This is a genomic window from Haloferax sp. KTX1 (assembly GCF_902410085.1).
Lineage (GTDB): Archaea > Halobacteriota > Halobacteria > Halobacteriales > Haloferacaceae > Haloferax > Haloferax massiliensis.
In genome coordinates this window covers 52,638-78,216 of sequence record NZ_CABPRH010000005.1, presented here as the reverse complement: position 1 = coordinate 78,216, position 25,579 = coordinate 52,638, and the positions used below count along the sequence as shown (strand labels likewise).

General features: G+C 60.6%; 20 protein-coding genes. 12 read left to right on the top strand and 8 right to left on the bottom strand.

What is annotated here, in order from left to right:
• Nucleotides 1-224: 224 nt before the first annotated feature.
• The 5 genes from FY251_RS09995 (at nucleotide 225) to FY251_RS09975 (ending at nucleotide 5,298) form a co-directional block, all read left to right on the top strand.
• Entirely contained in the window at nucleotides 225-1,166 is a 942-nt protein-coding gene (locus FY251_RS09995) for a branched-chain amino acid ABC transporter permease (protein ID WP_148414582.1), read from the top strand.
• Complete coding sequence (locus FY251_RS09990) at nucleotides 1,163-2,305, top strand: branched-chain amino acid ABC transporter permease (protein WP_089780718.1); 1,143 nt, start codon at nucleotides 1,163-1,165, stop codon at nucleotides 2,303-2,305. Before FY251_RS09995 ends, FY251_RS09990 begins: the two co-directional genes overlap by 4 nt.
• Nucleotides 2,305-3,063, top strand: coding sequence for an ABC transporter ATP-binding protein (locus FY251_RS09985; RefSeq protein WP_148414581.1), 759 nt, complete (start codon nucleotides 2,305-2,307; stop codon nucleotides 3,061-3,063). Before FY251_RS09990 ends, FY251_RS09985 begins: the two co-directional genes overlap by 1 nt.
• Entirely contained in the window at nucleotides 3,060-3,803 is a 744-nt protein-coding gene (locus tag FY251_RS09980; protein WP_148414580.1) for an ABC transporter ATP-binding protein, read from the top strand. Before FY251_RS09985 ends, FY251_RS09980 begins: the two co-directional genes overlap by 4 nt.
• A gap of 235 nt (nucleotides 3,804-4,038) precedes the next feature.
• Nucleotides 4,039-5,298, top strand: coding sequence for a PQQ-binding-like beta-propeller repeat protein (locus FY251_RS09975; protein WP_148414579.1), 1,260 nt, complete (start codon nucleotides 4,039-4,041; stop codon nucleotides 5,296-5,298).
• A gap of 61 nt (nucleotides 5,299-5,359) precedes the next feature.
• Here the strand turns inward: FY251_RS09975 and FY251_RS09970 are convergent, their stop codons facing one another.
• The 4 genes from FY251_RS09970 to FY251_RS09955 form a co-directional block, all read right to left on the bottom strand.
• Nucleotides 5,360-6,193 carry a phosphoenolpyruvate hydrolase family protein gene (locus FY251_RS09970; RefSeq protein ID WP_042665776.1) on the bottom strand — a complete coding sequence of 278 codons (834 nt, stop codon included), beginning with the start codon at nucleotides 6,191-6,193 and terminating at the stop codon, nucleotides 5,360-5,362.
• A gap of 119 nt (nucleotides 6,194-6,312) precedes the next feature.
• The gene (locus FY251_RS09965) at nucleotides 6,313-6,723 is read right to left on the bottom strand and encodes a cupin domain-containing protein (protein ID WP_148414578.1); all 411 of its coding nucleotides are present in this window, start codon (nucleotides 6,721-6,723) and stop codon (nucleotides 6,313-6,315) included.
• A 922-nt stretch (nucleotides 6,724-7,645) separates the two neighbouring features.
• A complete protein-coding gene (locus FY251_RS09960; protein ID WP_148414577.1) occupies nucleotides 7,646-8,599 on the bottom strand; it encodes an AEC family transporter in 954 nt (317 codons plus the stop codon).
• A gap of 807 nt (nucleotides 8,600-9,406) precedes the next feature.
• A complete protein-coding gene (locus FY251_RS09955) occupies nucleotides 9,407-10,345 on the bottom strand; it encodes an NAD-dependent epimerase/dehydratase family protein (RefSeq protein ID WP_148414576.1) in 939 nt (312 codons plus the stop codon).
• A 657-nt stretch (nucleotides 10,346-11,002) separates the two neighbouring features.
• Here FY251_RS09955 and FY251_RS09950 point away from each other — a divergent pair.
• Together FY251_RS09950 and FY251_RS09945 are read left to right on the top strand one after the other, a co-directional pair.
• Nucleotides 11,003-13,228: a DUF2206 domain-containing protein gene (locus FY251_RS09950; RefSeq protein WP_148414575.1), complete on the top strand. Its 2,226-nt coding sequence runs from the start codon at nucleotides 11,003-11,005 to the stop codon at nucleotides 13,226-13,228.
• Nucleotides 13,229-13,307: 79 nt separating this feature from the next.
• Nucleotides 13,308-14,312 (top strand): glycosyltransferase family 2 protein, encoded by a 1,005-nt coding sequence (locus tag FY251_RS09945; protein WP_148414574.1) that lies wholly within the window; start codon nucleotides 13,308-13,310, stop codon nucleotides 14,310-14,312.
• Between the two features lie 12 nt (nucleotides 14,313-14,324).
• Here FY251_RS09945 and FY251_RS09940 read toward each other — a convergent pair whose 3' ends face one another.
• Both FY251_RS09940 and FY251_RS09935 read right to left on the bottom strand, forming a co-directional pair.
• Nucleotides 14,325-15,794: a flippase gene (locus FY251_RS09940; protein WP_148414573.1), complete on the bottom strand. Its 1,470-nt coding sequence runs from the start codon at nucleotides 15,792-15,794 to the stop codon at nucleotides 14,325-14,327.
• A 115-nt stretch (nucleotides 15,795-15,909) separates the two neighbouring features.
• Nucleotides 15,910-17,055: an ATP-grasp domain-containing protein gene (locus tag FY251_RS09935; RefSeq protein WP_255516654.1), complete on the bottom strand. Its 1,146-nt coding sequence runs from the start codon at nucleotides 17,053-17,055 to the stop codon at nucleotides 15,910-15,912.
• Nucleotides 17,056-17,284: 229 nt separating this feature from the next.
• On the opposite strand from FY251_RS09935, the gene FY251_RS09930 reads away from it, so the two are divergent.
• Complete coding sequence (locus FY251_RS09930; protein ID WP_148414571.1) at nucleotides 17,285-18,085, top strand: FkbM family methyltransferase; 801 nt, start codon at nucleotides 17,285-17,287, stop codon at nucleotides 18,083-18,085.
• Nucleotides 18,086-18,380: 295 nt separating this feature from the next.
• Complete coding sequence (locus tag FY251_RS09925) at nucleotides 18,381-19,808, top strand: glycosyltransferase family 2 protein (RefSeq protein WP_148414570.1); 1,428 nt, start codon at nucleotides 18,381-18,383, stop codon at nucleotides 19,806-19,808.
• 88 nt (nucleotides 19,809-19,896) lie between these two features.
• On the opposite strand, the gene FY251_RS09920 is transcribed toward FY251_RS09925, so the two are convergent.
• Nucleotides 19,897-21,066, bottom strand: a complete 1,170-nt coding sequence (locus FY251_RS09920) for a sulfatase-like hydrolase/transferase (protein WP_187367383.1) — start codon at nucleotides 21,064-21,066, stop codon at nucleotides 19,897-19,899.
• A 363-nt stretch (nucleotides 21,067-21,429) separates the two neighbouring features.
• Here FY251_RS09920 and FY251_RS09915 point away from each other — a divergent pair, with 363 nt between their 5' ends.
• Genes FY251_RS09915 through FY251_RS09905 form a run of 3 tightly spaced genes read left to right on the top strand, consistent with a single transcriptional unit; the run spans nucleotide 21,430 to nucleotide 24,637 of the window.
• On the top strand, nucleotides 21,430-22,371 hold the full coding sequence (locus tag FY251_RS09915; RefSeq protein ID WP_148414568.1) for a polysaccharide deacetylase family protein: 942 nt from the start codon (nucleotides 21,430-21,432) through the stop codon (nucleotides 22,369-22,371).
• A gap of 2 nt (nucleotides 22,372-22,373) precedes the next feature.
• Nucleotides 22,374-23,444, top strand: a complete 1,071-nt coding sequence (locus FY251_RS09910) for a GNAT family N-acetyltransferase (RefSeq protein WP_148414567.1) — start codon at nucleotides 22,374-22,376, stop codon at nucleotides 23,442-23,444.
• Nucleotides 23,445-23,446: 2 nt separating this feature from the next.
• Nucleotides 23,447-24,637 carry a glycosyltransferase family 4 protein gene (locus tag FY251_RS09905; RefSeq protein ID WP_148414566.1) on the top strand — a complete coding sequence of 397 codons (1,191 nt, stop codon included), beginning with the start codon at nucleotides 23,447-23,449 and terminating at the stop codon, nucleotides 24,635-24,637.
• A 10-nt stretch (nucleotides 24,638-24,647) separates the two neighbouring features.
• On the opposite strand, the gene FY251_RS09900 is transcribed toward FY251_RS09905, so the two are convergent.
• Nucleotides 24,648-25,574 (bottom strand): hypothetical protein, encoded by a 927-nt coding sequence (locus FY251_RS09900; protein WP_148414565.1) that lies wholly within the window; start codon nucleotides 25,572-25,574, stop codon nucleotides 24,648-24,650.
• Nucleotides 25,575-25,579: the final 5 nt, after the last annotated feature.

Here is a 25,579-nt window from a genome sequence, read left to right as displayed (position 1 = left end):
GACTCCCTACGCGGTCATCCCACCGCGTTCGACTGCTCGAACGCCGCTTTTTCTCTGTCGCACGGGCCTCGCGTCGACGCCCGGAGACGACCGCCGCCGCATCCGGAGAGCGGGCCGCTGGCGTGTCAGAAGCCAGCGAAGCACAAGATTAACATACTGAAGAATGCATGAATAATCGTGCACACCATGAAGTGGTTACTCACATCTGTACCGAGGTGGAAGCGATGAACGTCGACGGGGTCGTCGGATTCCTCTTTATCGCACTGAGCGTCGCGTCGCTGTATCTGCTCGTCGCGGTCGGGCTTTCCATCGTGTTCGGGTCGCTCAAATACGTGAATATGGCCCACGGCGTCCTCTACTTGAGCGGCGCGTACATCGGGCTCCTCATCGCGTCGAGCGAACAGTACGGGGGGCTCTTGAGCGGGTTCGGGCAGGTCGGACTCGACTGGGGATTCGTCCCCGCGCTCGTGTTGACGCCGGTGGTCATCTTCGTCGTCGGCGTCGCCATGGAACGTTGGATTGCGAAACCGTTCTACGAACGAGAACTCCTCGACCAACTCCTCGTCACATTCGGAATCCTCATCGCCGCCCAAGAGTTGGTCGCCATCCTCTTCGGCCGGACGGGAACCATCTACCCGCGCCCGGAGTGGCTCACGGGCGCGATATCCCTTCCCGTCGTCGGTACGCCGCCGGGGATGAGCGCGGCCTCGACGATACGCGTCCTCGTCGTCGCGCTCACGCTCCTGCTCGTCGCCGGCATCTTCGCGTTCTTCAAATACACCGACTACGGCCTCGCCGTCCGGGCGGGGACCGAAGACTCCGAGATGACCCAGATGCTCGGCATCCGTATCGGGCGACCGTTCCTGTTGATATTCGCCGTCGGGGCCGCGTACGCGGGGCTCGCGGGCGTCCTCGGCGGGTCGCTTTTCAACGTGACCTCCGAGATCGGCATGGAGATAATCATCCCGTCGCTGGTCATCGTCATCATGGGCGGCGTCGGCAGTCTGCGCGGGACCGTCGTCGGGGCGCTCCTCGCCGGGCTCACCTTCGCGGTGGCGACGGAGCTCGAACCGAGCATGACGCAGGCCAGCATCTACCTGCTGGCCATCGTGGTGCTGACGATTAGGCCGAGCGGCATCTTCCCCTCGGCGGAGGTCGGACAATGAGCACGGACAACATCCACAAGACCGTAGACGAAGAATCGCCGTTGATTAGCTGGGACACCTGGGACGGTATCAAACACACCGAGTCGTTCGTCCTCCTGTCGTCGGTGCTGTTCGTCCTGTTGTTCTCGTACGCGTTCGGTCGCGCACCGGTCGTCTCGGACATCTTCCAGGGGTATCACGGGCTGGCGATTACCATCCTCATCTGGTCGATATTCGCGCTCGGGTTCAACCTCCTGTTGGGCCAGACCGGTCTCCTCTCGTTCGGTCACGCCATGTTCTTCGGGACCGCGAGCTACGCCGCGGCGCTGTTCGCGATTCACGTGTACAACGACCCGCTCGTGGTCATCGTCGTCGGGACGCTGGCGGCGGTCGCCCTCGGTGCGGTCGCGGCGCTGATTCTCCTGCGCCTCCACACGGTGTACTTCTCCATCGTGGCGCTGGCCATCGGGCAGTTTCTCTACTTCCTCGCCCGAGAGCCGCTCGTGGAGATCACGAAGGGGATAAACGGCCTCGAAGTGCCGCGTTCGCCCGTCCTCGGGCTCTTCGAACTGGAACACCAGTACGGCGGACTCCTCGGCGAACTCGTCGTGAACAACCTCTATCTCTTCGTCGGCGTCTTCTTCGTCGCCGTCGTCGCCTCTATCACGCGCATCCGCAAGTCCCCCTACGGGCTCATCTTCAAGGCGATTCGCGAGAACGAGACGCGGACGGCGTTCGTCGGTCTCGACGTCTGGCGCTACAAGTTCGCGGCGTTCCTCCTGTCGGCGTCCATCGTCGGCCTCGCCGGGGGGCTGATGGCCGTCAACACCCAGTTCGCGGGCGTCGAGCGACTCTACTGGTCCGTCAGCGGCGACGTCGTCGTGATGACCGTCCTCGGCGGTCTCGGCACGCTCGCCGGGCCGGTCATCGGGACGTTCGTGTTCTTCTACTTCAAGGGTATCGTCAACGGCTTCCCGACGCTCGGCAACTACTGGCTCCTCCTGCTGTCGCTTTCGTTCACGACGGTCGTGTGGGTCTACCGCGACGGTATCTGGGGGATGACGACCGCCCTCACCGGCGCGCTCCGCGAGCCCCGTGAACTGCTTGACACCGTCACCGGCCGCGACTCGACCGGCGACTCCTCGGGGGGTGAGAACTGATGGCGCTCCTCGAAACCCACGGACTCACGAAGGAGTTCGGCGGACTCACGGCGCTCGACGGCGTCGACATCGAAGTCGAAGAGGGCGAACTCGTCTCTCTCATCGGCCCCAACGGCGCCGGCAAGTCCACCCTCATCAACACGATTACCGGTCGGCTGCGCCCGACCGAGGGCGAGGTGTTCTACGCCGGGAACGAACTCGTCGGCATGAAGCCGTTCGAAATCGCACAGCTCGGCGTCGGTCGGTCGTTCCAGACCGCGTCGATTCTCCCCGAACTCACGGTGCGGGAGAACGTGCAGGTCGCGTCGTTCGCGGCCGAACACGGCTCGTTCCGGGTCAATTTCTTCCGCCGCCGGGACTCGTTCGACGAGGTCCAAGCGCGGACGAACGACATCCTTGAGACCATCGGCCTCGACTCGAAGGCCCGGATGGAAGCCGGCTCGCTCCCGTACGGCGACAAGCGGCGCTTAGAGGTCGCCATCGGACTCGCCACCGACCCGGACCTGCTGTTCATGGACGAGCCGACCGCCGGGATGTCGCCGACGGAGACCCAGATAACGGTCGACCTCATCCACGACCTGCTTGCCGACTGGGGGATGACCATCTTCCTCGTCGAACACGACATGGACATCGTCTTCGACGTCTCCGACCGCATCTTCACGCTCCATCAGGGCCGGCTCATCGCGCGGGGGACCCCCGAGGAGATTCGGGAGAATCCGGCCGTCCGCGAGGCCTACCTCGGAGGTGAGGAGCAATGAGTCTGCTCGAACTGGACGACGTGCACGCCTACTACGGTCCGAGCCACATCCTCCGCGGTGTCTCCCTCGACATCGACGAGGGCGAGGTCGTCACGCTCCTCGGCCGCAACGGCGCGGGGAAGACGACGACGGTCCGCAGTATCGCCGGGACCGAACCGCCCGCCGTCCGGTCGGGGTCGATTCGGTTCGACGGCGACGACATCACGGACTGGCCGGCAGACAACATCGCCATGGGCGGCATCGGCGTCGTCCCCGAGGGGCGGCGGCTGTTCACCGAACTGACGGTCGAAGAGAACCTCGAAATGTCGAAAATCACCCGCGGCTGGTGGAACACCATCCGCCGGGGCGGCCTCGGCGGCGGTGAGAGCACGATGTCGATAGACGAGCTGTATGACCTGTTCCCGCGGCTCGACGAGCGGCGGGCCCAACAGGCCGGGACGCTCTCGGGCGGCGAACAGCAGATGCTCTCCATCGCGCGGACCCTCAGGCTCCCGAACCTCAAACTGCTGTTGCTGGACGAGCCGACCGAGGGGCTGGCCCCGCAGATCGTCAAGACGGTGGGCGACTCCGTCTCGAAAATCGCCGACCAGGGGCTGACGGTGCTCCTCATCGAGCAGAACGTCCGCGAGGCGCTCCGCATCGCGGACCGCGGCTACGTCCTCGACCAAGGCGACATCGTCTACAGGGGCACCGTCGACGAACTCGAATCCGAAGACCTCGACGAATACCTCGTCGTCTGACCGCGCCGAACGCGCGCCCTCGGCGCGCCCGATTGCGCTCCATTCAACCCTTCCTCGCTTCCGGTTCGGTTCGTTCTCGTTTCGACTCTCTCCTCGGCTCTCGTTCGATTCTCGTTCGACTCTCGTTCCGGTTCCTGTCCCGGCGCTCAGTCTCGCATTTCGAGGTTGATTCTTCGTCCCCGGTCGCCGTCAGTCAGTCGACAATATTATTTCGTGACACTCGAACACACGGGACATGAAACGGACCAACCGACGACGGTTTCTCGCCGCGTTCTCCTCGTCCGCGTTCGCGTTCGCCGCGGGGTGTCAGCGACCGGTCGCGTCAGCGTCACAGAACCACCCCGTGTCCGAGCCGGTCACCTCGTGGCCGATGTTCCGCGGGGGACGGTACAACACCGGCTACATCGGCGACGTGTCCCCGCTCGACTCGGAGCCAACCGTCGAGTGGACGTTCGAGGCGGGCGACGCGTTCTGGGGGAGCCCAATCGTCGCCGACGGCACCGTCTACATCGGCAGCGCGGATAGCTCGCTGTACGCGCTCGACGCCGAGACCGGCGAGAAACGCTGGTCCTTCGAGGCGGGACACCGAATCGAGGGGACGCCGGCGTACGCAGACGGCGTCGTCTACGTCGGGTCGTACGACAAACACCTGTACGCGCTCGACGCCGAGACCGGCGAGAAGCGCTGGTCCCGGGGGTTCGGCGGCCTGATTCGGGGGAGCCCGACGGTCTGGGACGGCACGGTCTACACCGGTGTCGGCTGTCACAACCTCGCGTGCGCGTGGTACGCCGAGGAAGCCAACGTCTCGGAGACCGGCTGGGTGTACGCCCTCGACGCCGAGACCGGCGAGACGGAGTGGCAGTACGAGGTCGGCGACGAGGTCGTCAGCAGTCCGGCGGTCACGGACGACCGCGTGTACGTCGGCTCCTCGGACGAGGCGCTGTACGCGCTGTCGCGGTCGACCGGCGAAGTCGAGTGGCGGTACGAGACGCGCGACATGATCTGGTCGAGCCCGGCGGTCGCCTACGGTTCCGTCTACTTCACCGACTGGAACGGGAACGTCCACGCCGCCGACGCGGCGACGGGCGAACGGGAGTGGCTCGCCGACACGGCGGGGCGGTACATCTCGGGGTCGGTCGCCGTCGGCGAGGAGGCCGTCTACGTCGGTCACACGCCGTACAACACGCTCGACGACCCGACGACGAACCACGCGAAGGTGTTCCGCTTCGACCGCGAGAGCGGCGCTGAGAACTGGAGCTTCGAGACGCCCGCGCTGGAGGTCGGGAGCAGTCCCGTCCTGACGGAGGACGTGCTCTACGTGGGGACGCACCGGCAGTCGGACGGCGACGGCGTCGGCGTCCACGCCATCACGACCGACGGGCAAGAAGAGTGGTTCATGGAGGTCGACGGGCGCGGCGTCGGCTCCAGTCCGGCGCTCGTCGACGGGCGACTGTACTTCGGCGGGACCGACGCGAAAGTGTACGCGGTCGAGTAATTCGACTGTGCGCGAGGCGGCCTTCGCGACGGTCCGCGTTCGGTAGCTCCTTTCGGCGCTCTCAGAAGTCGATGTCCTTGAACTTGCGCGCTTGGTCCTCGATGGCCTCCTCGGTGGCGAGGCGCTCGATGCTCGACGCACCGAAGAAGCCGACGACGCCCTCGGTGTTGTTGAGGACGTACTCCGCGTCGTCGGGCCACGCGATGGGACCGCCGTGGCAGATGACGTGCACGTCGTCGCGGACTTCCTTGGCGGCGTCGTGGTGCGCCTGCACGCGCTCGGCCGCGTCGTCGAGGTCGAGCGCCGTCTCCGCACCGATATCGCCGGAGGTCGTCAGGCCCATGTGGGAGACGATGACGTCGGCACCGGCCTCGGTCATCGCTTTGGCCTGCTCTTCGGTGAAGACGTACGGGCACGTCAGCATCCCCTGCTCGCTCGCCTCGCGAATCATCTCGACTTCCTTGTCGTAGCCCATCCCGGTCTCTTCGAGGTTCTTCCGGTAGCTGCTGTCCTCGTCGATGAGTCCGACCGTCGGGAAGTTCTGGACGCCCGAGAAGCCGCGACGGCGCAAGTCTTCGATAAACACGCTCATCTCGCGGAAGGGGTCGGTCCCGTTGACGCCGGCGAGTACCGGCGTGTCCTCGACGACCGGAATGACCTCGTGGCCCATCTCGACGACGATTTCGTTGGCGTCGCCGTACGGCAGGAGGCCGGCGAGCGAGCCACGACCGTTCATCCGGTAGCGCCCAGAGTTGTAGATGATGAGCAGGTCGACGCCGCCGCGTTCGGCGAACTTCGCGGAGATGCCGGTACCGGCACCGGCACCGATGACCGGGTCACCGGATTCGATCGTGGATTCGATACGGTCGAGTGATTCAGCACGAGTATACTTCATCCGAGTTGACAGGCCATCGCATACGACTTTAATATTTCGGAAGAAACGACCGGCGACCGGGTGCCGGGAGAGCGACGCGGTCGGGACGGCGTCGGGGAGAAACCGCTCGCCCGCGCGAGTCAGTTACCCGGGAACTCGCCGGGCGGGAAAATCGTCGCGTCGTCGTCGTCGCGAATCTCGGCTTCCGGGCCGGGCGGACAGTAGACCGCGAGGAACCGAAGCGGCTCCCACGACGTGTTGATGGTGCTGTGTTCGACGCCGCTGGGGATGTGAACCATGTCCCCCGCGCCGACCGTGCGCGTCTCGTCCTCGATGGTCTGTTCGCCCTCGCCGCCGAGGAAGTACAGTATCTCCTCGCTGTCGGGGTGGGTGTGTCGCTCGTGGCCCTTTCCCGGTTCGAGCAACACGACGCCGGCGCTGAACCCCTCAGAGCCGGTGACGTCGGGGGTGTTCATCCACTTGAGCGTGCCCCAGTCCAATCCAATCGTCTCTACGTCGTCCGCCTGGACGAACCGCTTTTCGGATACCATGACGTGTTGAGTCAAACAGTATCAATTATTAAATATTTTGGTGGCCGGAACGCGGTCAGAAGCTCGTCGAGCCTCGCGAGCGACTCGGACCATTTTCGAGAGGAAAATGGCGGCGCAGAGCCGAGGCCGACGGACAACTCCACAGAACCAGTGGTAGGTAGCCTCACACGGTGATCTGACGCTATGCGTGTCGGCGACGGTCACGTGGACGCTCCGGCCCGTTCGCGTGTTGTAAATTATTAATAGACAACCATACTCGCGGGCGAACCGTGACGGAATCTGTCGGCGACTGAACGACGTACTCCACGGGGACGAGCGGAATCGGAGCCACGTACGGGGGATTGTCCGCTCGTCGAACCCGGGCGACTGTCCTACTCACGCGAGCGGGGCGGGGTTCGACCGGCAACGACGGCTGCCGTTCGCGTGTCGAACGAGTGTGACGTGGTGACGAGTCGGACGGCTTTCGAACATCCATTTTCATATCGAAAATCTGTCGCGGTGTCACGAGGGCGGAAGATATCTGCGTCGGTACTCGGCCCGTGCTTTCGACCGTCATTACAGCCATATAGTCGTAACACTAGAATTACAAACATATGCTTGTAACATTTCTCCGCCAGCGCCCGCAGTTTACGAGACGAGGAGGAGACAGCCGTGGGGCCAACAGACAGATTCTGTCCGGTACCTCCCGCGTAGACGGTGCGAGTCTCCGCGGCGCTTGCACCCCACGAACTCCGCGTGAAAAGCGGCCGTCGCGAGGACGCGAACCGTTTACGAGACCGCAATCGAACGGCTCCGCAACTGGCGGGGGGAACCGTCTACCGGGCGCTCAGACGAGGCGCGAGTTGCGCGACCGAAACGATATTTCGAAATGTGAATCGGGAGGAATCACCGATGAACGCCTCGAATACCGCCGTCGTCGCGCTCAGTACAGAGCGCCCGCCTGTAAGACAGCCACGAGAACGGTCAGGACGGCGACGCTGGCAACGGTGGTCGTGAAGATGGTCGTGCTGAGATACTCGGGCGCGGTGATGCCGTCGACCGTCGTGTCGTCGGCGTACTCGATGGTGAGCGCCAGCGGGATGACCGCGGCGGGGGTCGCACATTCGAGGACGAACACTTTCGCGACGGTCGGGTCGCCGAACCCCAACGCGAGCGCGAGGCCGAACCCGACGAGCGGCGCGACGACGAGCTTCAGCGCCGACGGCGCGAGCGACCGCGATATCACGGACACGTTGGTCTCGGCCAACTGGATGCCGAGGATGAGCAGCATGACCGGAATCGACGCGTCGCCGACGAGTCCGACGGTCTCCATGAGCGCCGAGTCGGCCGGCGGAACGAGATCGAGCGCACGGGCGAGAACGCCGGCAACGATGGCGTACAGGAGGGGGAGCCGAAATATCTCGGTGACGGCGTCGAGCACCCCGCCATCGGAGCCGTTCGACGCGATGTAGACGCCGAGTGTGTACACGACGAGGTTCTGGATAGTGAGGTAGATGACGGCGGTCGTTCGCCCGACCTCGCCGAAGGCGAACCCGGACAGCGGGATTCCGACGAACCCCGAGTTCGGAAACGCCGCCGCCAACATGAGCGCGCCGAGGAGCGGTCCCGATTCGCCGGCGAGTCGGCCGACGCCCCACGCGATGGCAATCATGAGAAGCGCGTAGCCGACGACGCCGACGCCGAGTTTGAGGACTTCCCCGCCCCCGAGGGTCGTCGTGGCGATGCTGTGGAACGCCAACGCCGGGATGAGTACGTACAGTCCGAGCGTGTTTATCGGCCCGACGTCGATGTCCGTCGTTCGCGCGAGGAGATACCCGACGACGGCGACGCCGAGAATCGGGAGAATCGCGTTCGTGAACGCCCCCGTCAACGACATGGCTCGTACCTCGAAGTCGGTCGATTCGGCGGTCGGGCGCGCTCAACTAACACTCTGCGCTGTCGCTGTCGGCTCATGTCAGTCCCATTGCGCTTCCCGTATAAATAGTATCGGTGATCGCCGCGTGCGGGTCGGCGCTACTCACCGTCGGAGGTCGTGTGAGTGTGCAGATGTGTGAGCAAGTAGTTCCGGAGAACGCGTTTAACATAACATAGAATCGGGTCGGTAGAATAGTCATAGACATGCAAATATTCTGAATTACTACCGGGCGCTCGAACGACTGCTGGCCCACGGATAATAAACGCGGTCGGCTTGAACGTTGAGAATGTAAAAGGGATATTTCATGGGATTTCGCTCAGAATGGCAAGCCGAACACTCAACACTAATCAACAGACTAAGACCGATATTCGAGTCACTTAACGAGGAACACGGTATCTCAAGAATTACATCTCATAAGATAAGTGGTAAGAACGCAGTCGCCGGACCGATACCAGACCGGCTCGATGATTCGACGTCAAGGGCAGGTTTTGCACAGTGAATATTGTGAAAATAGAACAAGATAGTTGGTATTAATTCCGATAGTGATCGGTGGGAACGCTGTCGGAGGTCCGACGTGTCGTCTCTCCAAGTGAAAGCCGGTCGCGTGGAGTTGTACAGCGACGCCGATCAGGGCGTTCGCTGTCCGCTCACGCTCCCGAGTTCTCTCGAAACCCGCCGGCTGAGCGGTCTACGAAACCCATCCCACGGCACGCCGATTTTTCGACTTACCAAGCCCTTCGCAATGTACTCTCTCAGTGTACGGTGGGTTCACGCCGTGGATGGGCTTGCTCCATAGGAGGTGAGTAACCGCTTGACACCGTCATCGAGTGCGACCTGTGGAGCATATCCGATACGACTCTCCGCACGGGAGATGTCCGCACACGAGCGCTGGATATCTCCTCGTCGTGGGTCGCCGTGGACGATTGGAGAATTACTGGCCGTCGCGTTCTTGATGATTTCCGCGAGTTCGTGAATCGCAGTCTCAGACCCCGTACCGATATTGTATGCAACACCGAAGTCGTCTGTTTTCGCAGCGAGGAGGTTCGCACGTACGACGTCGTCGACGTAGACGAAATCGCGTGTCTGTTTGCCGTCTCCGTCGACGGTGATCGGTTCGCCCGCCCGCGCTTGTTCGAGAAAAGTATCGATGACACCACTGTAGTCTCCGCTCGATTGTCGTGGCCCATAGACGTTGAAATATCGAAGCGCCACCGTCTCCAGACCGTAGAGTTCGTGGTACAGTCGGGCGTATCTGTCTATCGAGAGCTTCTGTAAGCCGTACGGCGATTTCGGCTCTTTGGGTTCGTCTTCGCGGACCGGGACGGTGCTGGGGCGTCCATAGATTGCCGCGCTCGACGCGAGAACGACTCGCGCGTCTTCTCGCCGGGCCGACTCAAGAAGTCTGAGCGTCGCAGTCGTGTTCACAGAATGGCATCTGAACGGGTCGTCGACGGACTTGCTCACGCTCACTTTCGCCGCTTGGTGGAAGATGAGGTCGACGTCGGACGTCGCTTCGGCGATCGCGCGAGAATCCCGAATATCGGCCTGTACCAGCTCTACCGAGTCGGGAAGTCGAGAAGCAGAACCCGAAGAGAGGTCGTCGACGACTCTGACCTCGTTGTCCTCGGCAAGTACGTCTACGATGTGGCTCCCGATGAATCCGGCACCGCCTGTGACGAGAACTGTCTGCCCACTAATGTCTGCCATGACACTACCCACATCGCAATGTCGACTCAAGGTTACTTTGTGTCTTAGTCAGTGGCCTGAACGCCTCCGTCGTCAAAATTAATACCGCGGATTTTTTATTTTATAAATAATGGTATGAATTATATATTCCAGATTCAACTTCGAATGCGATATTTTCGCGCCGGCACCCGGTTTGGCGACCTGCTGTTGGATATATGTCACAACTAACTGTCAAAGCCGCCGGCTTAATCCGCACTTTCATTACAAGACTAACTATGTAATCACTTTGACCGCCAACGAAGCGGCGGATTTCGAGGCTCTCGGCCGCGTCCCCGCCGGTCACCGTGGTTGAGTCCCGTGTATACCCCCGGTATACACTACCTAATCAAACAGCGGTGAGGACAGTACCACCGACAACACTTCTCCACCGGCTATAGTTACAAACGTGTGTGATTTTCAACCCATTTTGATGTTCGTCGTGAGACCGAGTGTCACATCCACTCGTCGGTCTTCTTGACTATCGCCGAGGGTTCGGTTCTCAGTCAGCGTCGGCGGTGACTCGTCCAGACGAGCGTCAGGACAAGCCATCATTCATCGTCTGACGAAAGTATCGAATAACGGTCCTATTACTTACATCGGTTGGGTGATATCTCGAATCATAGCCTTCGAATCACGACCATGTTTCCGAAATTGAACAGGGTAGCGCACCCATCCCTCTCACAGACAGTATCGATTCAGCTTACTATCGTGACGCTACTCGCGCTGTTTTGGTTGACTCTCGGACTAGGTTCGGCCGGGATATTCGTCTCCGGTCTCAGGGTTGGAAGCGCGCTCCTCCTGTTGTTTTTCTTGCCCGGCCTCTTACTCACGCAGTTCGCTCGGCTCCGGATTACTCGGGCTGGAGAAGCCGTACTCTACGCAGTCGGGTTGAGCCTCGTCTTCCTTTCGTTGTTCGTCACCTCGGTCGGCGTACTCACACCGCTACTGAACGTCCAAGACACGTTTTCGTTGCAACCGCTGGCTATCTCCTTGACCGTCGTGTTGCTGCTGATAACCGCGCTTTTGCACGTTGTTGAAACACCAGAGGTGCGATTTGACTGGGTCGCGCCGACCCGTTTGACTGCGGGGCTGATAGCTGTTCCAGTCGTTGCGGTACTGGCCGCGGGGTTCATGAACGACGGTGGGGACGCCTCGCTGATGTTCCTCTTCGTCGTTCTCGTCGCCGCTGCTGTCGTGGTCAGCTCGACTCGGTTCCTCCCGCCGGCGCAGTACCCACTGGCCATCTTCCTCATCGGACTTGCGACGTTCCTCCATCGAAACCTCCTCACCGGCGGTGTCATCGGTGCAGACGTCCAGTTCCAGTACTTCCTCGCCCAGCATATTCAGGAGACTCACGTCTGGTCGCCCGGCGTCGGGAGTCGAATCACGGCGCTCCCGATGGTGACCGCCGTCCCGGCTGCTATCTCGACACTCGCCGACGTCTCAGTCGCGGCGGTGTTCAAGGTCGCGTACGTGTTCGTCTTTTCACTCGTCCCCGTCGGAATCTACTACGTCGGACGGCGTATCTTTGGGAACCGGGAGGCGCTGCTCGGCAGTTTCTTTTTCATCTTCTATCACATCTCGTTCTCTCTCACTCCCGGGAAGCAGTTGCTCTCGGAGTTGTTCGTCGTACTGCTTTTACTGCTCCTGTTCGAGCACGGCCTATCGACAGTCGGCAACAAAGCCGTCGCCGTCTTACTGAGTATCGGCGTTATTCACGCCCATTACGGGACGGCATTCGTGCTTGGCGGGTCGCTGCTCGCCGGACATCTCATGCTTAGTGTGGTTCGTCGCGTCGTCGACGAGTTCGAACACGATAGCTCGGTCGTATACCCCGTCACATTTCTCGGATTGGCCATCGCCTGGTACGCGACGTTTTCGCCGCAGTTACTGAACCAGATTCTGCGGATGCCGTTGGTCATCGGACAGCAGGTCGCCAATCTCGTCGCTGGCACGGCAGTCGGAACCGGTGCGAACTACATCGGTGGCCAGGTGACCGTACTCGACCGACTCAACGTCCTCGTCTACTTGGTTCTGACCGCACTGCTGGGGATTGGATTGCTGTCACGGGTCGTCACTCACGGAGTTCGATTGCGTCGCGGTGAACGCACGGAGTACGTCGAGTACACTGCGCTCTCGATACCGATGTTCGTCTTCCTCGCGTCGACGTTCTTCGTCATCGCGAACCTCTGGGCCGACAGGACGTACCAGATGGTGTTGGTCGTCCTCGCACCGTTCGTTGCCCTCGGCTTTCGGACTCTGTTCGCGGCGACGGTCACGGCGCTCGAACGCCTCGGGAAACCCAGTGACCTCCGTCCCAGGTGGTCGCTCCTCGCAGTTCTTCTCAGCGCGTTGTTCGTCCTCAACTCGGGTGCCGCGTATGCCGCGGTCGGGAACGCGGACACGGCCACGTTCGACTCGAACGCCAACGATTACGTATTCACCGACGACGAACGCGCTGGTGCCGCGTGGCTCAAGGAACACGCCGGGTTCACTGACCCCGGTTCGTACCGCTCTCCGAGTGCCGCCTCACCTTCGGACGACACAGTCACGATATACACTGACTCGGTGAGCTACCAACTGCTCCGTTCGACGACTCCGGAGACGTACTACGACGTCCGAATCGAGCGACTGCGGAGCCCTTGGCGCCCAGAGTTCGACCAGAGCCGACTGCAACGCGGGTACGTGTTCATTCGGGAACGGAGCGTCAGGGACGTTTCCGGGTCCGAGCGTCTCCCGATTACGTCTCTCTCGCGTGAGCATGCCGAGGACGTGACCGAAGCGGGAACGGTCGTCTTCCGGAACGACGAGGTGACTATCGTGAGAATCGAGGGACGACCAGACGGATACTCCGACGACTTGTGAGGGTTCGATTCGCCTTGGAGAGCCCGGAGCGAACGTACTACCCCCGAAACGCTTTTACTGAGATACGATGTTGTATCGGATGATTGTGGCATCGACAGATCCGTCCACTGACCCGCTCGTGTCGTACGTTCTGGCGACGTACAACAGGCCGGACGACCTGAGAGAGGCTATCGAGTCCATCCTCGACCAGACCTACGACCCCATCGAGGTAATCGTAGTCAGTAACTCGACGGACGAGACCTCGACCATGTTTGAGGACGGCGGTCGCTTCGACGAACCGACCGTCCACTATCACGAGTTCCCCGGCCGGATGGGCGTCCCACAGGCGCGGAATATCGGATACGACCTCGCGTCGGGCGACATTCTCGTGACCATCGACGACGATGCGGTATTGACCAGTACCGATGCGACGGAGACCGTCGTCCGTCTGTTCGATTCGAATCCCGAGATCGGTGTATTGGCCTTCCAGTGCCGCGACTACCGGACCGACGAGGTGAACCCCCACGAGACGCCCGACCCACCGCGATTCGACATGACACCGACTGTCCCGTATCACGCGACGAACTTCGTCGGCGTCGGAAACGCGATTCGAAGCGCGGTCATCGACCGAGTCGGTGATTTCCCGGAGGATTTCGTGTACGGGTTCGAGGAGATGGACCTCTCGTTCCGCGTCCACGAAAGTGGCTACGATATCCTCTTTACGCCCGAAGTCGCCGTCTGGCACAAGAAGTCGCCCGAAGCACGACGTACCGACCTCGAAACGCAGGAGCGGCTGGTCGGGAACCGGATCAAACTCGCACTCCGTAACCTCCCGATGCGCTATGTAGTGGTCTCGACGATTCTGTGGTCAGTGTATGGATTGCTACTCACTCGGCGGCCGTCTTCGCTCTTGAACATCTATCGCCGTCTCTACGACGAACGAGAGACGACCCTTGAGGCGAGACGCGTCGTCTCCCCGCGGACGATTCGGCGAATCAAATCGCGGAAGACGATGTTGTTCTTCTGGTGGTACGGTCCGCACCCCGGTCGCCTCTTCGGGAGAGATGGCACTCCGCAGCGGGTGTTCTGGGAGACGAGCAATTGAATTGAATCGCGGCTACTTATCGCTCGTCTGTCCACGCCCTGAACGCCGCTCGTCCGAAACGTAACGGGATGCTAGCAATCGAACCACGGGCAGCACGATACGGTGCCTGACGTCCGGAATCGACACGGAGAACGCGAGGTAGAGCAGTCCCCCGAGCAGTACCTGTAACACTAACGAGAACACGGTATCGACCGGGAACTGCGTCTTGACGCCGTAGACGACAGCGCCCATCGCCACTGACGAGAGCGTAAACCACCCGATGAGCGGGTACGGAATCGAGAAATCGACGTATCGTCCGAGATAGCGCGTTTGAAGGAGTGCGTTTACGACCCACGAGACGGTCGTCGCCACCGCGGCACCGACGAATCCGATAGTGACGATGAGAATCGGGCTCAGAAGTAAATTGACACCGACGGCGGCGACGGTCGCTTTTGCGGCGAGGTTCGGCCTGTTGATTGCCCTGACCGAAACCCCGACGATATCGTTGATGGATTGGAAGAACTTCTCAATCATCAAGACGACGAGGACCAGCGATGCGATGACGTATTCAGGACCGAAAAGGAATTCGAGAACCTCGGAGCCGTATATCACCGCCCCGACCACAGCGGGAATAGAAAAGAACACCGCGAACCCGATGGCAGTCGAGATGGTCGACTCTATCTGCTTCGCCGACGAATCCGCATTCCACTGGCTGATCTGTGGGAACAGCGTCAACGAGATCGACTTGCTGAACATGAGGACGAGCAGCGTTACCTGCCAGGCGACCTCGTACGCGCTGACGTAACTCTGGACGAGGAAAAACCCGATGAGGGCAGAGTCCATCCACTGGTAGATGCTCCCTCCGACGGAGTTCACGACGTCGTACTTCGAGAAATCGATCAACGACCGCATCTGTGGGAGCGCCGGCCGACCAAGGCCGATGTCGCAGGCGAGAACCGCCCAAACCAACGCGACGGCTGAGCCTGCTAAGAGTCCGTAGACAATGCCCTCGGGTCCATATCCACGCGAGACGAAAAACGAACCGAGCCCGACCCAAGTGAGTCGGCGGGCGAACTCGATCGATGCGGTACGGCCGACCCGAAGTCGGCCCCGCACCGCGTGAATGTACAGCAGCGAGAGCTCCCGGAGGAAAACGGCGAGGACCAACAACACTGCGAGGTCCCCCCCGAGATAGTCGTTGATTCGGCCCCGAAACGCGAGGACGCCGAGTGAGACCACCGTGAGCAACACCAGTTTGAGAGCGAGTGCGGAACTCAATGTCCGGACGGGGTCTTCCCCCTCACTCAGCCGTTTTTCGAGTGCGGAACGGAGGCCGAAATCGGCGGGAATCGAGAGCAATCCTTGGACGGCAAAGAACAGGAAGAAGATACCCAATTGCGTCTGCCCGAGATTTCGGGAGAAGTAGATGATGCCACCGAACATCAGTAGAGCACGTCCCGTCTTTGAGAGGAACAGCTTGAACGTCGATAGTCCTATATCCATGATGGCACGGTGTCGCTAGCGAGTGGGGAACGAATAGTTACCCTGCCGCTACGGGGTACGACGTTCTCCGACCGACACGGTTCGAATGCTGACCCGCGGCCGGGGCGTGACTGCGTCACGATGCACTGAACAGGGTGTTGAGTACACCTCGTGCGAACGGTTTGGGGTCGTCGAACGAGATGTAATCGAAGTGGGGGTGCTGGTAGACGGACGAAGCGACGTCGACGAACGCCTCCCTCATCGACGGTTTGTCGACGTTCGGGAAGTCGTCGACGAGGACGCTCCGGAGATACTGGAGTTCGCCGACGAGTAGATGCGTCGCGACGCCTTCCTCGTACCCCGGTCTGATTTCGTCCTTCCGACCCTGGTTCGTGAGCCAGTAGTCGTACGGGTAGGTAGCGCCGGCGCGGATATCGAGATTCACGGAAGCCCACACTCGCGGATTGATTTCGAGAAGGTAGAACTCGCCGGTCTCTCGTTCCTTGATGAACTGAACTGACGCGAGCCCGTTCCACTCCAAATGAGTAAGCAACGATTCGGCCAACTCCTCGACCGCTGGGTCGTGTGTCATCTCCCGGAACACGCTCATCCCGCCAGCGTACGTTTTTCCGCGAAGTTGCCGTCGGAGACTCGTCTTCACCGGCTCGCCGTGGTCGTAGAGTGCCCGAAACGAGTACTCCTCCCCCCAGTGACACTCCTGCACCACGGGAACGTGGCCAAGCATGTCTTCGATGAGCCGGTCGACGTCGGGCGAGACGCCCCTCGGGATGTACACGGGGTGTTGCCTGCCTTCACACTCCGTCGCCTCTAGATGGTTTACGTAATCGTGAGTGAGGATTCCGTACCGAGGTTTCACGATGAGCTCTCGATCCCAGTCTGTCACGTCCGTGAGGCGTTCCGTCTTCGGAACGCGGAGTCCGATGTCTTCCGCAACAGTAGCCAATCGATACCCGTCCTGCGCGACCCTGACTGCATCGAACGACGGCCAGCCGGTCTCGACATGCGGTTTAAACTCCTCGACGTACCGTGAGAGGACGTAGGCGTCTTCCTCCCTGATGGGGAGTATTGCTTCCACGTCGGGGCGCATCGAGAGCGAGACGAGCGCATCTTTGTACGCGATGACGTCCTCGTGCGGTGATGGAACGACGACGGTCTCGTCCGCGTACTTCGATGCGAACGCCGGGACAGTTTCGTCCTCCGAAACGACGACTGTATGAACCCCTTCGGGCGAGAGTGACCGAAGCGACGCGACGACGCTCACAGATTGATTCGCTGGAACGATGATCGACTTCCACATGATTGTCTTCTCCTCCGCTACTTTTCACCACATCATGATTGATTATCAAGATGATTCACGTTGTGCTTGAGAGTCCGTGTTTGCTGAACGAAGAGGCGCTCAAGAACGTAAATTGACTTGCGATTAGGGTGACTTCCTCGTCGGGTGCGCGCTACCCGCAACTATTTGCGCGTTCCCGGGATAGTCTTCCCCGATGACCTTCGTCTCCAAAATCGGGGACCTCCTGTGGGGGACCCCGGCGTACAGCGTCGGCAACAGACTCTTCGAGACGACAGTCGAGATGTATCTACGCACCCGCCCGGCCTACGAGTTCTCCTGCGGAGAGGCGACAGCCACGTTCCGCCCTCGTACGTTCGTCGAGTGGAACAACCTTCGGCACAGAATCCGGGACGAGGCCGAAGTATTGGAACACGTGCTCTCGAACGTACGGGCTGGCGACGTCTTTTACGATGTCGGCGCAAACATGGGGATCTATGCCTGCCTCGTCGGGTCCGGCGTCCCCGACGTGGCTGTCGTCGGATTCGAACCGTATCCACCGAACACCGAGTCGCTTCGACGGAACCTCGCCGAGAACTCGATTGACGCGACCGTCGTCGAACGGCCGCTCTCCGACGGGAGTTCGGAAGAGAGGTTTCACCTCTACGACACCCTCGATGCGGGTGCACAACACGGATCGCTCGACACGAGGTATCCCACCGGAGAGGCGCTCACATCCATACCCACGACAACGATTGCTGGAGACAGTCTCGTCGAAGCCGGTCGAATCCCCGAGCCGAACGTCGTCAAAATCGACGTTCAGGGGACTGCGCCGTCCGTACTCATGGGGCTGGAATCGTCACTCACCGGACAACGGTGCCGGCTCGTCTACGTGGAGGCGCACGACAACGCAAGCGAGATTACAACCATATTATCGAGGTTCGGATACCGGATATCGACACTCCGCGTCGACCGACCGAACAAAGACCCCACGGTAGTGGGACGGAAGGGCGAATGACCGCGAACCGGCCGCCTGACCTTCGGTTTCGAAGCACAAATCGAACATTGTGACCTTACCACCAGACATAATTTCTCACATCTAGTATTAAATTCCATGAGGTAGAGTAATCAATAGATTAAATACGTCGTGAGTTGACGTGTTAACCGGAGATACCGATCCGAAGCTTGATGAGCGACGCTGCACCCAGGGACAGCGGTCGGGCAGACGACTCGGTGAGTGATTGGAATGCGGGAACACGGGAAAATATGAGCCGCTACTGGCAGTCGATACGAGGACGGGGGGTGGTCGGGAGATGAAGCGAGAAAACGGGTCACACGAACGAGATGCTGAGCAACCCGCTATCGGATTTGTCGCGACCGACGAAAACGTCCTCGCGTTGCCACGAGACGTCGTCCACACTCGAAACAACGGGTTCGACGTCTTCGTCACGTATCAGCGGTCTATCGACGAAGACGAATTAGATGTCGTCTCCGAGCTGGGCGCAACCGTCGTCGACCCAGTTATCGAGGCAGGACGGGTCAATCCGTACAAGACGTTCGCGAGCGCGCTCGACCGTCAGACCCTCGTCATCGTCTTCCACCTGAACGACTCCGTCGAACAAGTGTTCGTCGACGCCGATGCAACGACAGGCGCGCTGGACGAATCGAACAAGCGTGACACAGACGTCCTGTCTCGGCCCATTCGGGGAGACTCGGACGGCTCCGTCGAACCGACGGAGCGTTCCTCAGCGAGACCGCGAGAGCGGACGAACGGCGACCAGTTACAATCGGCGAGTGAATCGCCGGCTATCGTCGCAATTCCGGCATACAACGAGGCGACGACGATAGCGTCCGTCGTACAAAGCGTCGCACCGTATGTCGACGAGGTCCTCGTCGTCGACGACGGGAGCGGTGACGAAACGGCCATCGCTGCACGCGATTCGGGTGCGACCGTCATCGAACACGAAACGAACCGCGGGTACGGGGCCGCGTTGAACACGGCGTTCAGAGAAGCGGACAGGCGGAACGCGAACAGGCTCGTAACCATCGATGGAGACGGACAGCACGACCCGAACGACGTCCCGAAGTTACTCCGTAAGCTGGACGAGACCGCCGCCGACATCGTGATCGGGAGCCGGTTCGTAGCGGGGGCCTCGACGAACGCACCGGTCTATCGACGGTTCGGTCTCAAAGTCATCAACCTGATGACCAACTTGAGTATGGGCGTCGTCAGACGAGACTCTCGTGTCGCGGACACACAGAGCGGGTTTCGCGCATACAACGACCAGGCGATACGCTCGATCAACTTAGATTCGGGTATCGGCGACCAGATGAACGCGAGTATCGACATCTTGTATCACGCCCATCACAACGATTACCGGCTCGAAGAGGTCGGAGTCACGATAGACTACGACGTCGAAAACGCGAGTAGCCACCATCCTATCGCACACGGGCTGTCTCTCGTGTCGAATATCCTGAAGACCGTCGAACTCGAACGCCCGTTGACTGCACTCGGCGTTCCCGGGTTCTTCGGTTCGACCGTCGGAATCTTCACCGCCTATCTCACGATTTCTAACTATCTGACCACAGGAGAGTTCCAACTCGGTATGGCCGTCACTTCGACGCTGTTCGTGCTCGCTGGGTTGCTCGCTTGCTTCACCGCGATCATTCTCCACTCGATGAGTCGGCTGTTCGAATCCAGTCGGTCGTCGTCGACCGAGTATCCTCCGTTCGACCGCTGACGATGGGACCGTCTGACCCGGTTGGAGGGCGGGAAGCGAGTTTGCAGATAGACGAATCGGGTGAATCAGGACTCGACACCGAGGGGGCTCACTGTAGATAGCCGAGGTCGCGCAGTTGAGTCTTCTGCTCGTCGCTGAGCCCGGCGTCTGACGCCTCGTGTGTCGCTCGTTCGAGATGCGAGGGGACGACGCGTTGCGCTTCGTCTCTGGTGAAATCCGGGGCACCGTAGGTCATGCTGCTCGTCAAGGCGATAGAGAGCATGTTCAGCGCCTTCGCCGGAGACAGGTTCCCGAGCCACGCCGGGGAGTACCCCCGGAATACATTGTCGTATCCGATCGCACCGAGTCGTTGGACCGAAGACTTTCGGTGGAAGACGTATCCGCCCGACCGATTCCACGCGGATGTCGCGGCGTAGACGGAGAGTTCGACCGCTCTCCCCGCGACGTCGACGTCGAGATGCTGCCAGACGTCCGAACGCACTTTTCGGGTCGGTCGTGGAGTGGACCGCCAGAGGTCGACACCGTCCACGTCTGCGGGCGGTGCTCCGCGCTGCGCAGAGATGACCGTTGGGGCGACGTCGACGCCGCTCAGAAGTGGGTCGTACGTCTCGCCTTCGGGCAGTCCCGCCCCCGCGAAGACGACCGGAACTTCCACGTTCTCCGGGGCCATCGGGTGGCCGTGCCCAAAGCGCCCACCGTTGCTCCATTCGCCGAGACACTGACCGTGGTCGCTCGTGAACACGACTAACGTTTCGTCGAGGAGCCCGTCCTCGGATAGTCGTTCGTACAGCCGAAGGAATCGCTGCGCGGAGTTGTGACAGTCTTGGCGATAGAGGCTCACCAACTGCGGACGACGCTTCTCGTGCGTTCGGAAGAACTCCTTCGTTGATTCGAATACCCCGTTTTCGAACCCGTACGGAGCGTGCGGTCCGACGTCGTGGACGAAACTGACGAACGGCGGTTCGAGGTCTTCGATTGTCCGCTCGGTATCCACGTGGTTAATCTGGAGTGGTGGTTTATCGGGCGCGTCGAGTTCGATCCACACCGTCTCCGTGTCAAATCCGACGTCATATGCGTCGTCGTCGAGTAACGGCGGCCGTTCCGGGAGTCGGTCGTCGAACATCCAGACGCCATGTGTCGCCGGGTACAGGCCCGTGGTCAACGACGGTATCGAAGACGCCGTGAACGTACTCGCGGAGATCGCCTTCGCCGTCACCCCCAACTGTCGCACTTCGTCCGGGAGGAAATCGTACCGCATCGCGTCGGACACGAATATCAAGACGTTATTCACGGTGGGACGGTCGGCCAGTTTCGAGAGAGGCGTGCCACTAGTGGACGCAGTCGTGTCTGTCATGCTAGCAACAGCGTATTCGACGGGAGGCCACCTAATGGTTAGTGTCAATCCGGTATCTTATCATCGGCGGAAGTAGAGCCATCCTCCGTCCGGTGTCAGGTATCGTCCGGAACGTTCACAGGCAGACAGTTACGCCGAAACCGTGTCTGACGGGTGTCTAGGGGCGAATAGAAGATATCAGGACGAGTGACATTACGCTCTAACTCAGCAATAATCAGATTATCAAATATATAACAATAGTCGCTACCGTCAACCCGTGTCTTACGCGTGAGCGAGAAGCGCAACGACTGTGTACGGAATTCGATATCCTTCGACCTGGAGCACTGGCACACTGCGACGCTCCTCGTCGACGAGGTGAGAGATCCGATAGACCGTATCGTGGAATCCACGGAAATCGTCCTCGATTTACTCGACAGACACGACGTCGCGGCGACCTTCTTTGTCGTGGGAGACGTCGCCGACGAGTACCCGTGGCTCATCAACCGAATCCACGAGTTAGGACACGAAATCGGCTCTCACGGACAGACGCACAGACCGCTGTTCGACCTCTCGCCGAGCGAGTTCGAGCGGGAACTGGCTGAGTCGGGTGCTGCAATCGAATCAGTGACGGGTGAGTTCCCGATGGGGGTTCGACTTCCGAACTTCTCGCTGACGAGACGAACACAATGGGGGTTCGAAGTCCTCGCACGGAGCAAGTACCGATACGATTCGAGCGTGTTCCCGGTGAAGACGCCGATGTACGGCGTCCCCGGAGGGCCGTTGAGGCCGTACCGGGTACATCCCGGACGGCCGTTCGATTCGAGTGCGGCGGTCGGCAGCCAAAGAGAGTTGCTCGTAGAATCGCCCCTCGCCGTGACCAATACGATGTTACGACTCCCCATCGGTGGGGGATTTTACGCGCGGGTCACACCGATTCGTTTGTTCGAGTGGGCGGTCAGTCGGCTGAACGAGTCGAGTATTCCGGCAAACCTGTACTTCCACCCGTGGGAATTCAACCCGTCGGTCCCCGTTTCGGAACCGAAGTTCCACAAACGAGCGGTGAGTTTCGCGGGAATCGAGCGGTTAGCAGACAAAGTTGAACGGCTCCTCACGACCTTCGAGTTCGGACCAGTGAGCGAATTGATCCGTGCGGAACTTGGGGTGGACGTGTTCGACGAACCGAAGCCCCGGACCAGTCGCGAGGTCTCAAAGGGAACCTCTCACCACTGAAGATGAGTACGAGCAAGACAAAGACGCGGTTGACGGTGACGGACTGTACAGACAGGCGCGAGTGGAACGACTTCGTCGAATCGAACGACGGTCCCCCGTTTGGACTGTGGGGGTGGCGCGAAGCCAGTCGGAATTACGGACACGACACGCACTGGCTCGCCGCCCGAGATGGGGGTGACATCGTCGGCGCACTCCCCCTCGTCGAAATTCGAAGCCGTCTCTTTGGTTCGAAGCTCGTCTCACCCCCGTACGGTGAACGCGGGTCGGTCATCTTGGCCGACGACGCACCGGAGTCGACGACCACGCATCTCGTCCGGCAGGCGAAACGCATCGCGGACGACGCGGGAGTTGATTTCGTCAGTCTCCGTGGGACGACCGTCGACCACGCGCAATTCGAGGGGTTCGAACACGAAAATCGGTTCGTCACCTTCGACGTTCCGGTGGGCGTCAGCCACGATGAGATGTGGGACGGTCTCAAGGAGAGTCGACAACGGCAAATCGACCAGGCCCGGGAAAACGACCTAGAGTACGTCGTCGGAGAGTCACTCGACGAATTACGCGAGTACTACGAGCTGTATCTCCAGTCGGTGAGAGGCCACGGGTCTCCACCCCACTCCTTCGAATTCTTCGAAAGGGTCTGGGAAACCTTCGCAGACCACGGAACACTCCATCTGGGACTGGTACGACACGACGGACGAGCGATTAACGGCATCGTGAATCTCGGCTGTGGGTCGACGGTCTCACAGTGGGGGGTCATCACCGATTACGCGTACCGTGACCTTCAGGGCGGGAGTTTCCTACTGTGGAAATCGATGGAGCACGCACACGAAAACGGGTCCCAATCCTACGAACTCGGACGGACGAGAGAGGGGACGGGCGTGTACATGTTCAAAAAGAGCTTCGGCGGAAAGAAGACTCAGTACGACGATTTTCACTACTACCCGAACGGACCGGTCGAACTTCCACACCCGGACAAATCGGCCTACAAGCCAATAAAAGAAGCCTGGAAGCGACTCCCGATTCCGGTGACGAAACTCATCGGTCCCACGCTTCGGAAGGACATCAGCCTCTGACCATGCACGTACTCTATATCGTTGGACAGAGCACGGGGGGGCTCCCCCACTACGCCGCCGAACTCGCAAACAGCGTTGCGAATTCCGCCGAAGTGACGGTGTTCAAACCGACCGAAACGTCGGCGGACGATCTGTTCTGTGACGATATCGAACTCGTGAACGCGTTCGATCCGATCGGCATCTCGATGCCCGGGCTGTACAAGTTAGATATCAATCCACTGAACATCTTCAGAGGCCTGTACTCATACAGCGCGGTGAAAGAAATCGAGCAGTACGACCCGGACGTCATTCACGACAGTACCGGAATCTTCCCACAGGTGAAGTTTTTCGCCAAACTCCACGATGTGGACGACTATCCGTTCGTGACGACCCGACACGAAGTGCCGGTGAGCCGCTTCAGCCTCGCACGCCCCCCCGTCCTCATCGAAGAGATACTCAACCTCACGATTCCAGCTCTCGATGAAGACCGGACTGTCGTCCACACGAAGCGACAAAAAGAGGTCCTCGTAAGCCGTGGATTCGACGCGGACGGCGTCGTCGTCATCCCACACGGGGCGTACTCAGTTTTCGGCGGCGTCGAGGATATCGACCGTGAACCCGAGGAGAACACGCTTCTGTTCTTCGGGAACATCGTTCCCCCGAAAGGACTTGACACACTCGTCGACGCGGTCGAGATACTCCGCGAAACGATTCCGGATGTGAATCTGATCATCGCCGGGGACGGGCAGCTTCCGAGCCGAGTGCGCAAGACCATTGAACGGTATCCCGATAACTTCGAGGTTCACCGTCGGTTCATCCCCAACGACGAGGTCAAGGAGTTCTTCGCGCGGACCACAGTCGTCGTGATGCCGTACCGAGATCAGAGCGGGACGAAGGGACACAGCGGTGTTCTCTCGACCGCGTTCTCGTTCGGGAAACCCGTCGTAGCATCGACAGCGAGTGAGTTCCCCGAACAGGTCGAAGACGAGGGCTGTGGGCTCGTCGTCCCCCCGGAGAACCCCACGCGGCTGGCTTCGGCTCTTGAGACGGTGCTTCGAGACGAGGCCGCCCGGTCCGAGATGTCGCAAAACTGCGTCCGGATGAGCGAGCTGCTCTCGTGGGACAGCGTGGCGCAACAGTATCTCGACGTGTACAGCGCCCTCGCCGGAGCGCACGAGTCGGGAGGCAAACAGGCCGTTCTTCGGACTCCGTGACCGGTTCCCGTCACTCGGTGTACCCCAGTGCGCGGAGTTGTGCGTCGCGGGAGACGTCGCTCGGTTGCGTGTCGTACGATGCGGGCGTGTGTGTCCCCTCGTCTGTTCCCGTCGTCGTCACCCACGGGACCTGCGTCAAACACGGGAGGTCGATCTGATTCGGATGCCCGTAGATGCCCCACTCTCCGAACGCCTCGCCGTGGTCGGCAGTAATCACGACCCGCTCCGCGTCTACGTTCCGTAAGAGGAGGTCTACGTCGGTGAGGACGAACCGGAGCGTCTCCCTGTACCGGTCGATAGCGACCTGCCGCGACAGCTCTCCGCTCGTCACGCGGTCCCATGCGTCGGGATTGCTCTCCCTCCCGAAACTGAAATTCGCGCGGTCGAGCGCTTCGGCGCCTTCGGTGAGGAACGGGACGTGCGGCTGAAGATAATGAACCAAGAGTCGGTCTGTCTCGGCGTTCCTCCCGTGGTGTATCGCTCTGTCAGTGACGGGCCTCGGCCGGACGGTTCCCCACTGCTCGTCCCACGCGTACCGCCACACTTCGTCTAATTCACCGAACGTGTCTTCGTCGCAGAATTCGTCAGTGAAGGGGTTGGCCGATACGTACGCCGTCTCCCGAAGAACGTCTTCCGGCGTTCGTTCGAGGGTTCTGGGGAGCCAGTTCCACGTGCACGACGCTACGGAGGGAAAGTCGTCGACGCGCTGTATCCAATCGTAGCCGTCCGATTGACGTCTGAGTTCGTCCGCCCTGCACGCGTCCAAGAGTATACAGACGTCCCAGTCCTCCTCGAAGACGCTACGCCCTGTGATATCCCCCGTCGAACGGTGGTACACGATTCCGAACCACCGACGCAAACCGCCTGAGAGACCATATCTGTCTACGAATCCCGGGAGGCTTCCGAGACCGTTCCGTAACTCTTGGGAAGTGACCATACGTC

Excerpts from the sequence above, each read along its gene's own strand:
- FY251_RS09995 (WP_148414582.1), top strand. The coding sequence starts at position 225 with ATGAACGTCGACGGGGTCGTCGGATTCCTCTTTATCGCACTGAGCGTC.
- FY251_RS09990 (WP_089780718.1), top strand. The coding sequence starts at position 1,163 with ATGAGCACGGACAACATCCACAAGACCGTAGACGAAGAATCGCCGTTG.
- FY251_RS09985 (WP_148414581.1), top strand. The coding sequence starts at position 2,305 with ATGGCGCTCCTCGAAACCCACGGACTCACGAAGGAGTTCGGCGGACTC.
- FY251_RS09980 (WP_148414580.1), top strand. The coding sequence starts at position 3,060 with ATGAGTCTGCTCGAACTGGACGACGTGCACGCCTACTACGGTCCGAGC.
- FY251_RS09975 (WP_148414579.1), top strand. The coding sequence starts at position 4,039 with ATGAAACGGACCAACCGACGACGGTTTCTCGCCGCGTTCTCCTCGTCC.
- FY251_RS09970 (WP_042665776.1), bottom strand. The coding sequence starts at position 6,193 with ATGAAGTATACTCGTGCTGAATCACTCGACCGTATCGAATCCACGATC.
- FY251_RS09965 (WP_148414578.1), bottom strand. The coding sequence starts at position 6,723 with ATGGTATCCGAAAAGCGGTTCGTCCAGGCGGACGACGTAGAGACGATT.
- FY251_RS09960 (WP_148414577.1), bottom strand. The coding sequence starts at position 8,599 with ATGTCGTTGACGGGGGCGTTCACGAACGCGATTCTCCCGATTCTCGGC.
- FY251_RS09955 (WP_148414576.1), bottom strand. The coding sequence starts at position 10,345 with ATGGCAGACATTAGTGGGCAGACAGTTCTCGTCACAGGCGGTGCCGGA.
- FY251_RS09950 (WP_148414575.1), top strand. The coding sequence starts at position 11,003 with ATGTTTCCGAAATTGAACAGGGTAGCGCACCCATCCCTCTCACAGACA.
- FY251_RS09945 (WP_148414574.1), top strand. The coding sequence starts at position 13,308 with ATGATTGTGGCATCGACAGATCCGTCCACTGACCCGCTCGTGTCGTAC.
- FY251_RS09940 (WP_148414573.1), bottom strand. The coding sequence starts at position 15,794 with ATGGATATAGGACTATCGACGTTCAAGCTGTTCCTCTCAAAGACGGGA.
- FY251_RS09930 (WP_148414571.1), top strand. The coding sequence starts at position 17,285 with ATGACCTTCGTCTCCAAAATCGGGGACCTCCTGTGGGGGACCCCGGCG.
- FY251_RS09925 (WP_148414570.1), top strand. The coding sequence starts at position 18,381 with ATGAAGCGAGAAAACGGGTCACACGAACGAGATGCTGAGCAACCCGCT.
- FY251_RS09920 (WP_187367383.1), bottom strand. The coding sequence starts at position 21,066 with ATGCGGTACGATTTCCTCCCGGACGAAGTGCGACAGTTGGGGGTGACG.
- FY251_RS09910 (WP_148414567.1), top strand. The coding sequence starts at position 22,374 with ATGAGTACGAGCAAGACAAAGACGCGGTTGACGGTGACGGACTGTACA.
- FY251_RS09905 (WP_148414566.1), top strand. The coding sequence starts at position 23,447 with ATGCACGTACTCTATATCGTTGGACAGAGCACGGGGGGGCTCCCCCAC.
- FY251_RS09900 (WP_148414565.1), bottom strand. The coding sequence starts at position 25,574 with ATGGTCACTTCCCAAGAGTTACGGAACGGTCTCGGAAGCCTCCCGGGA.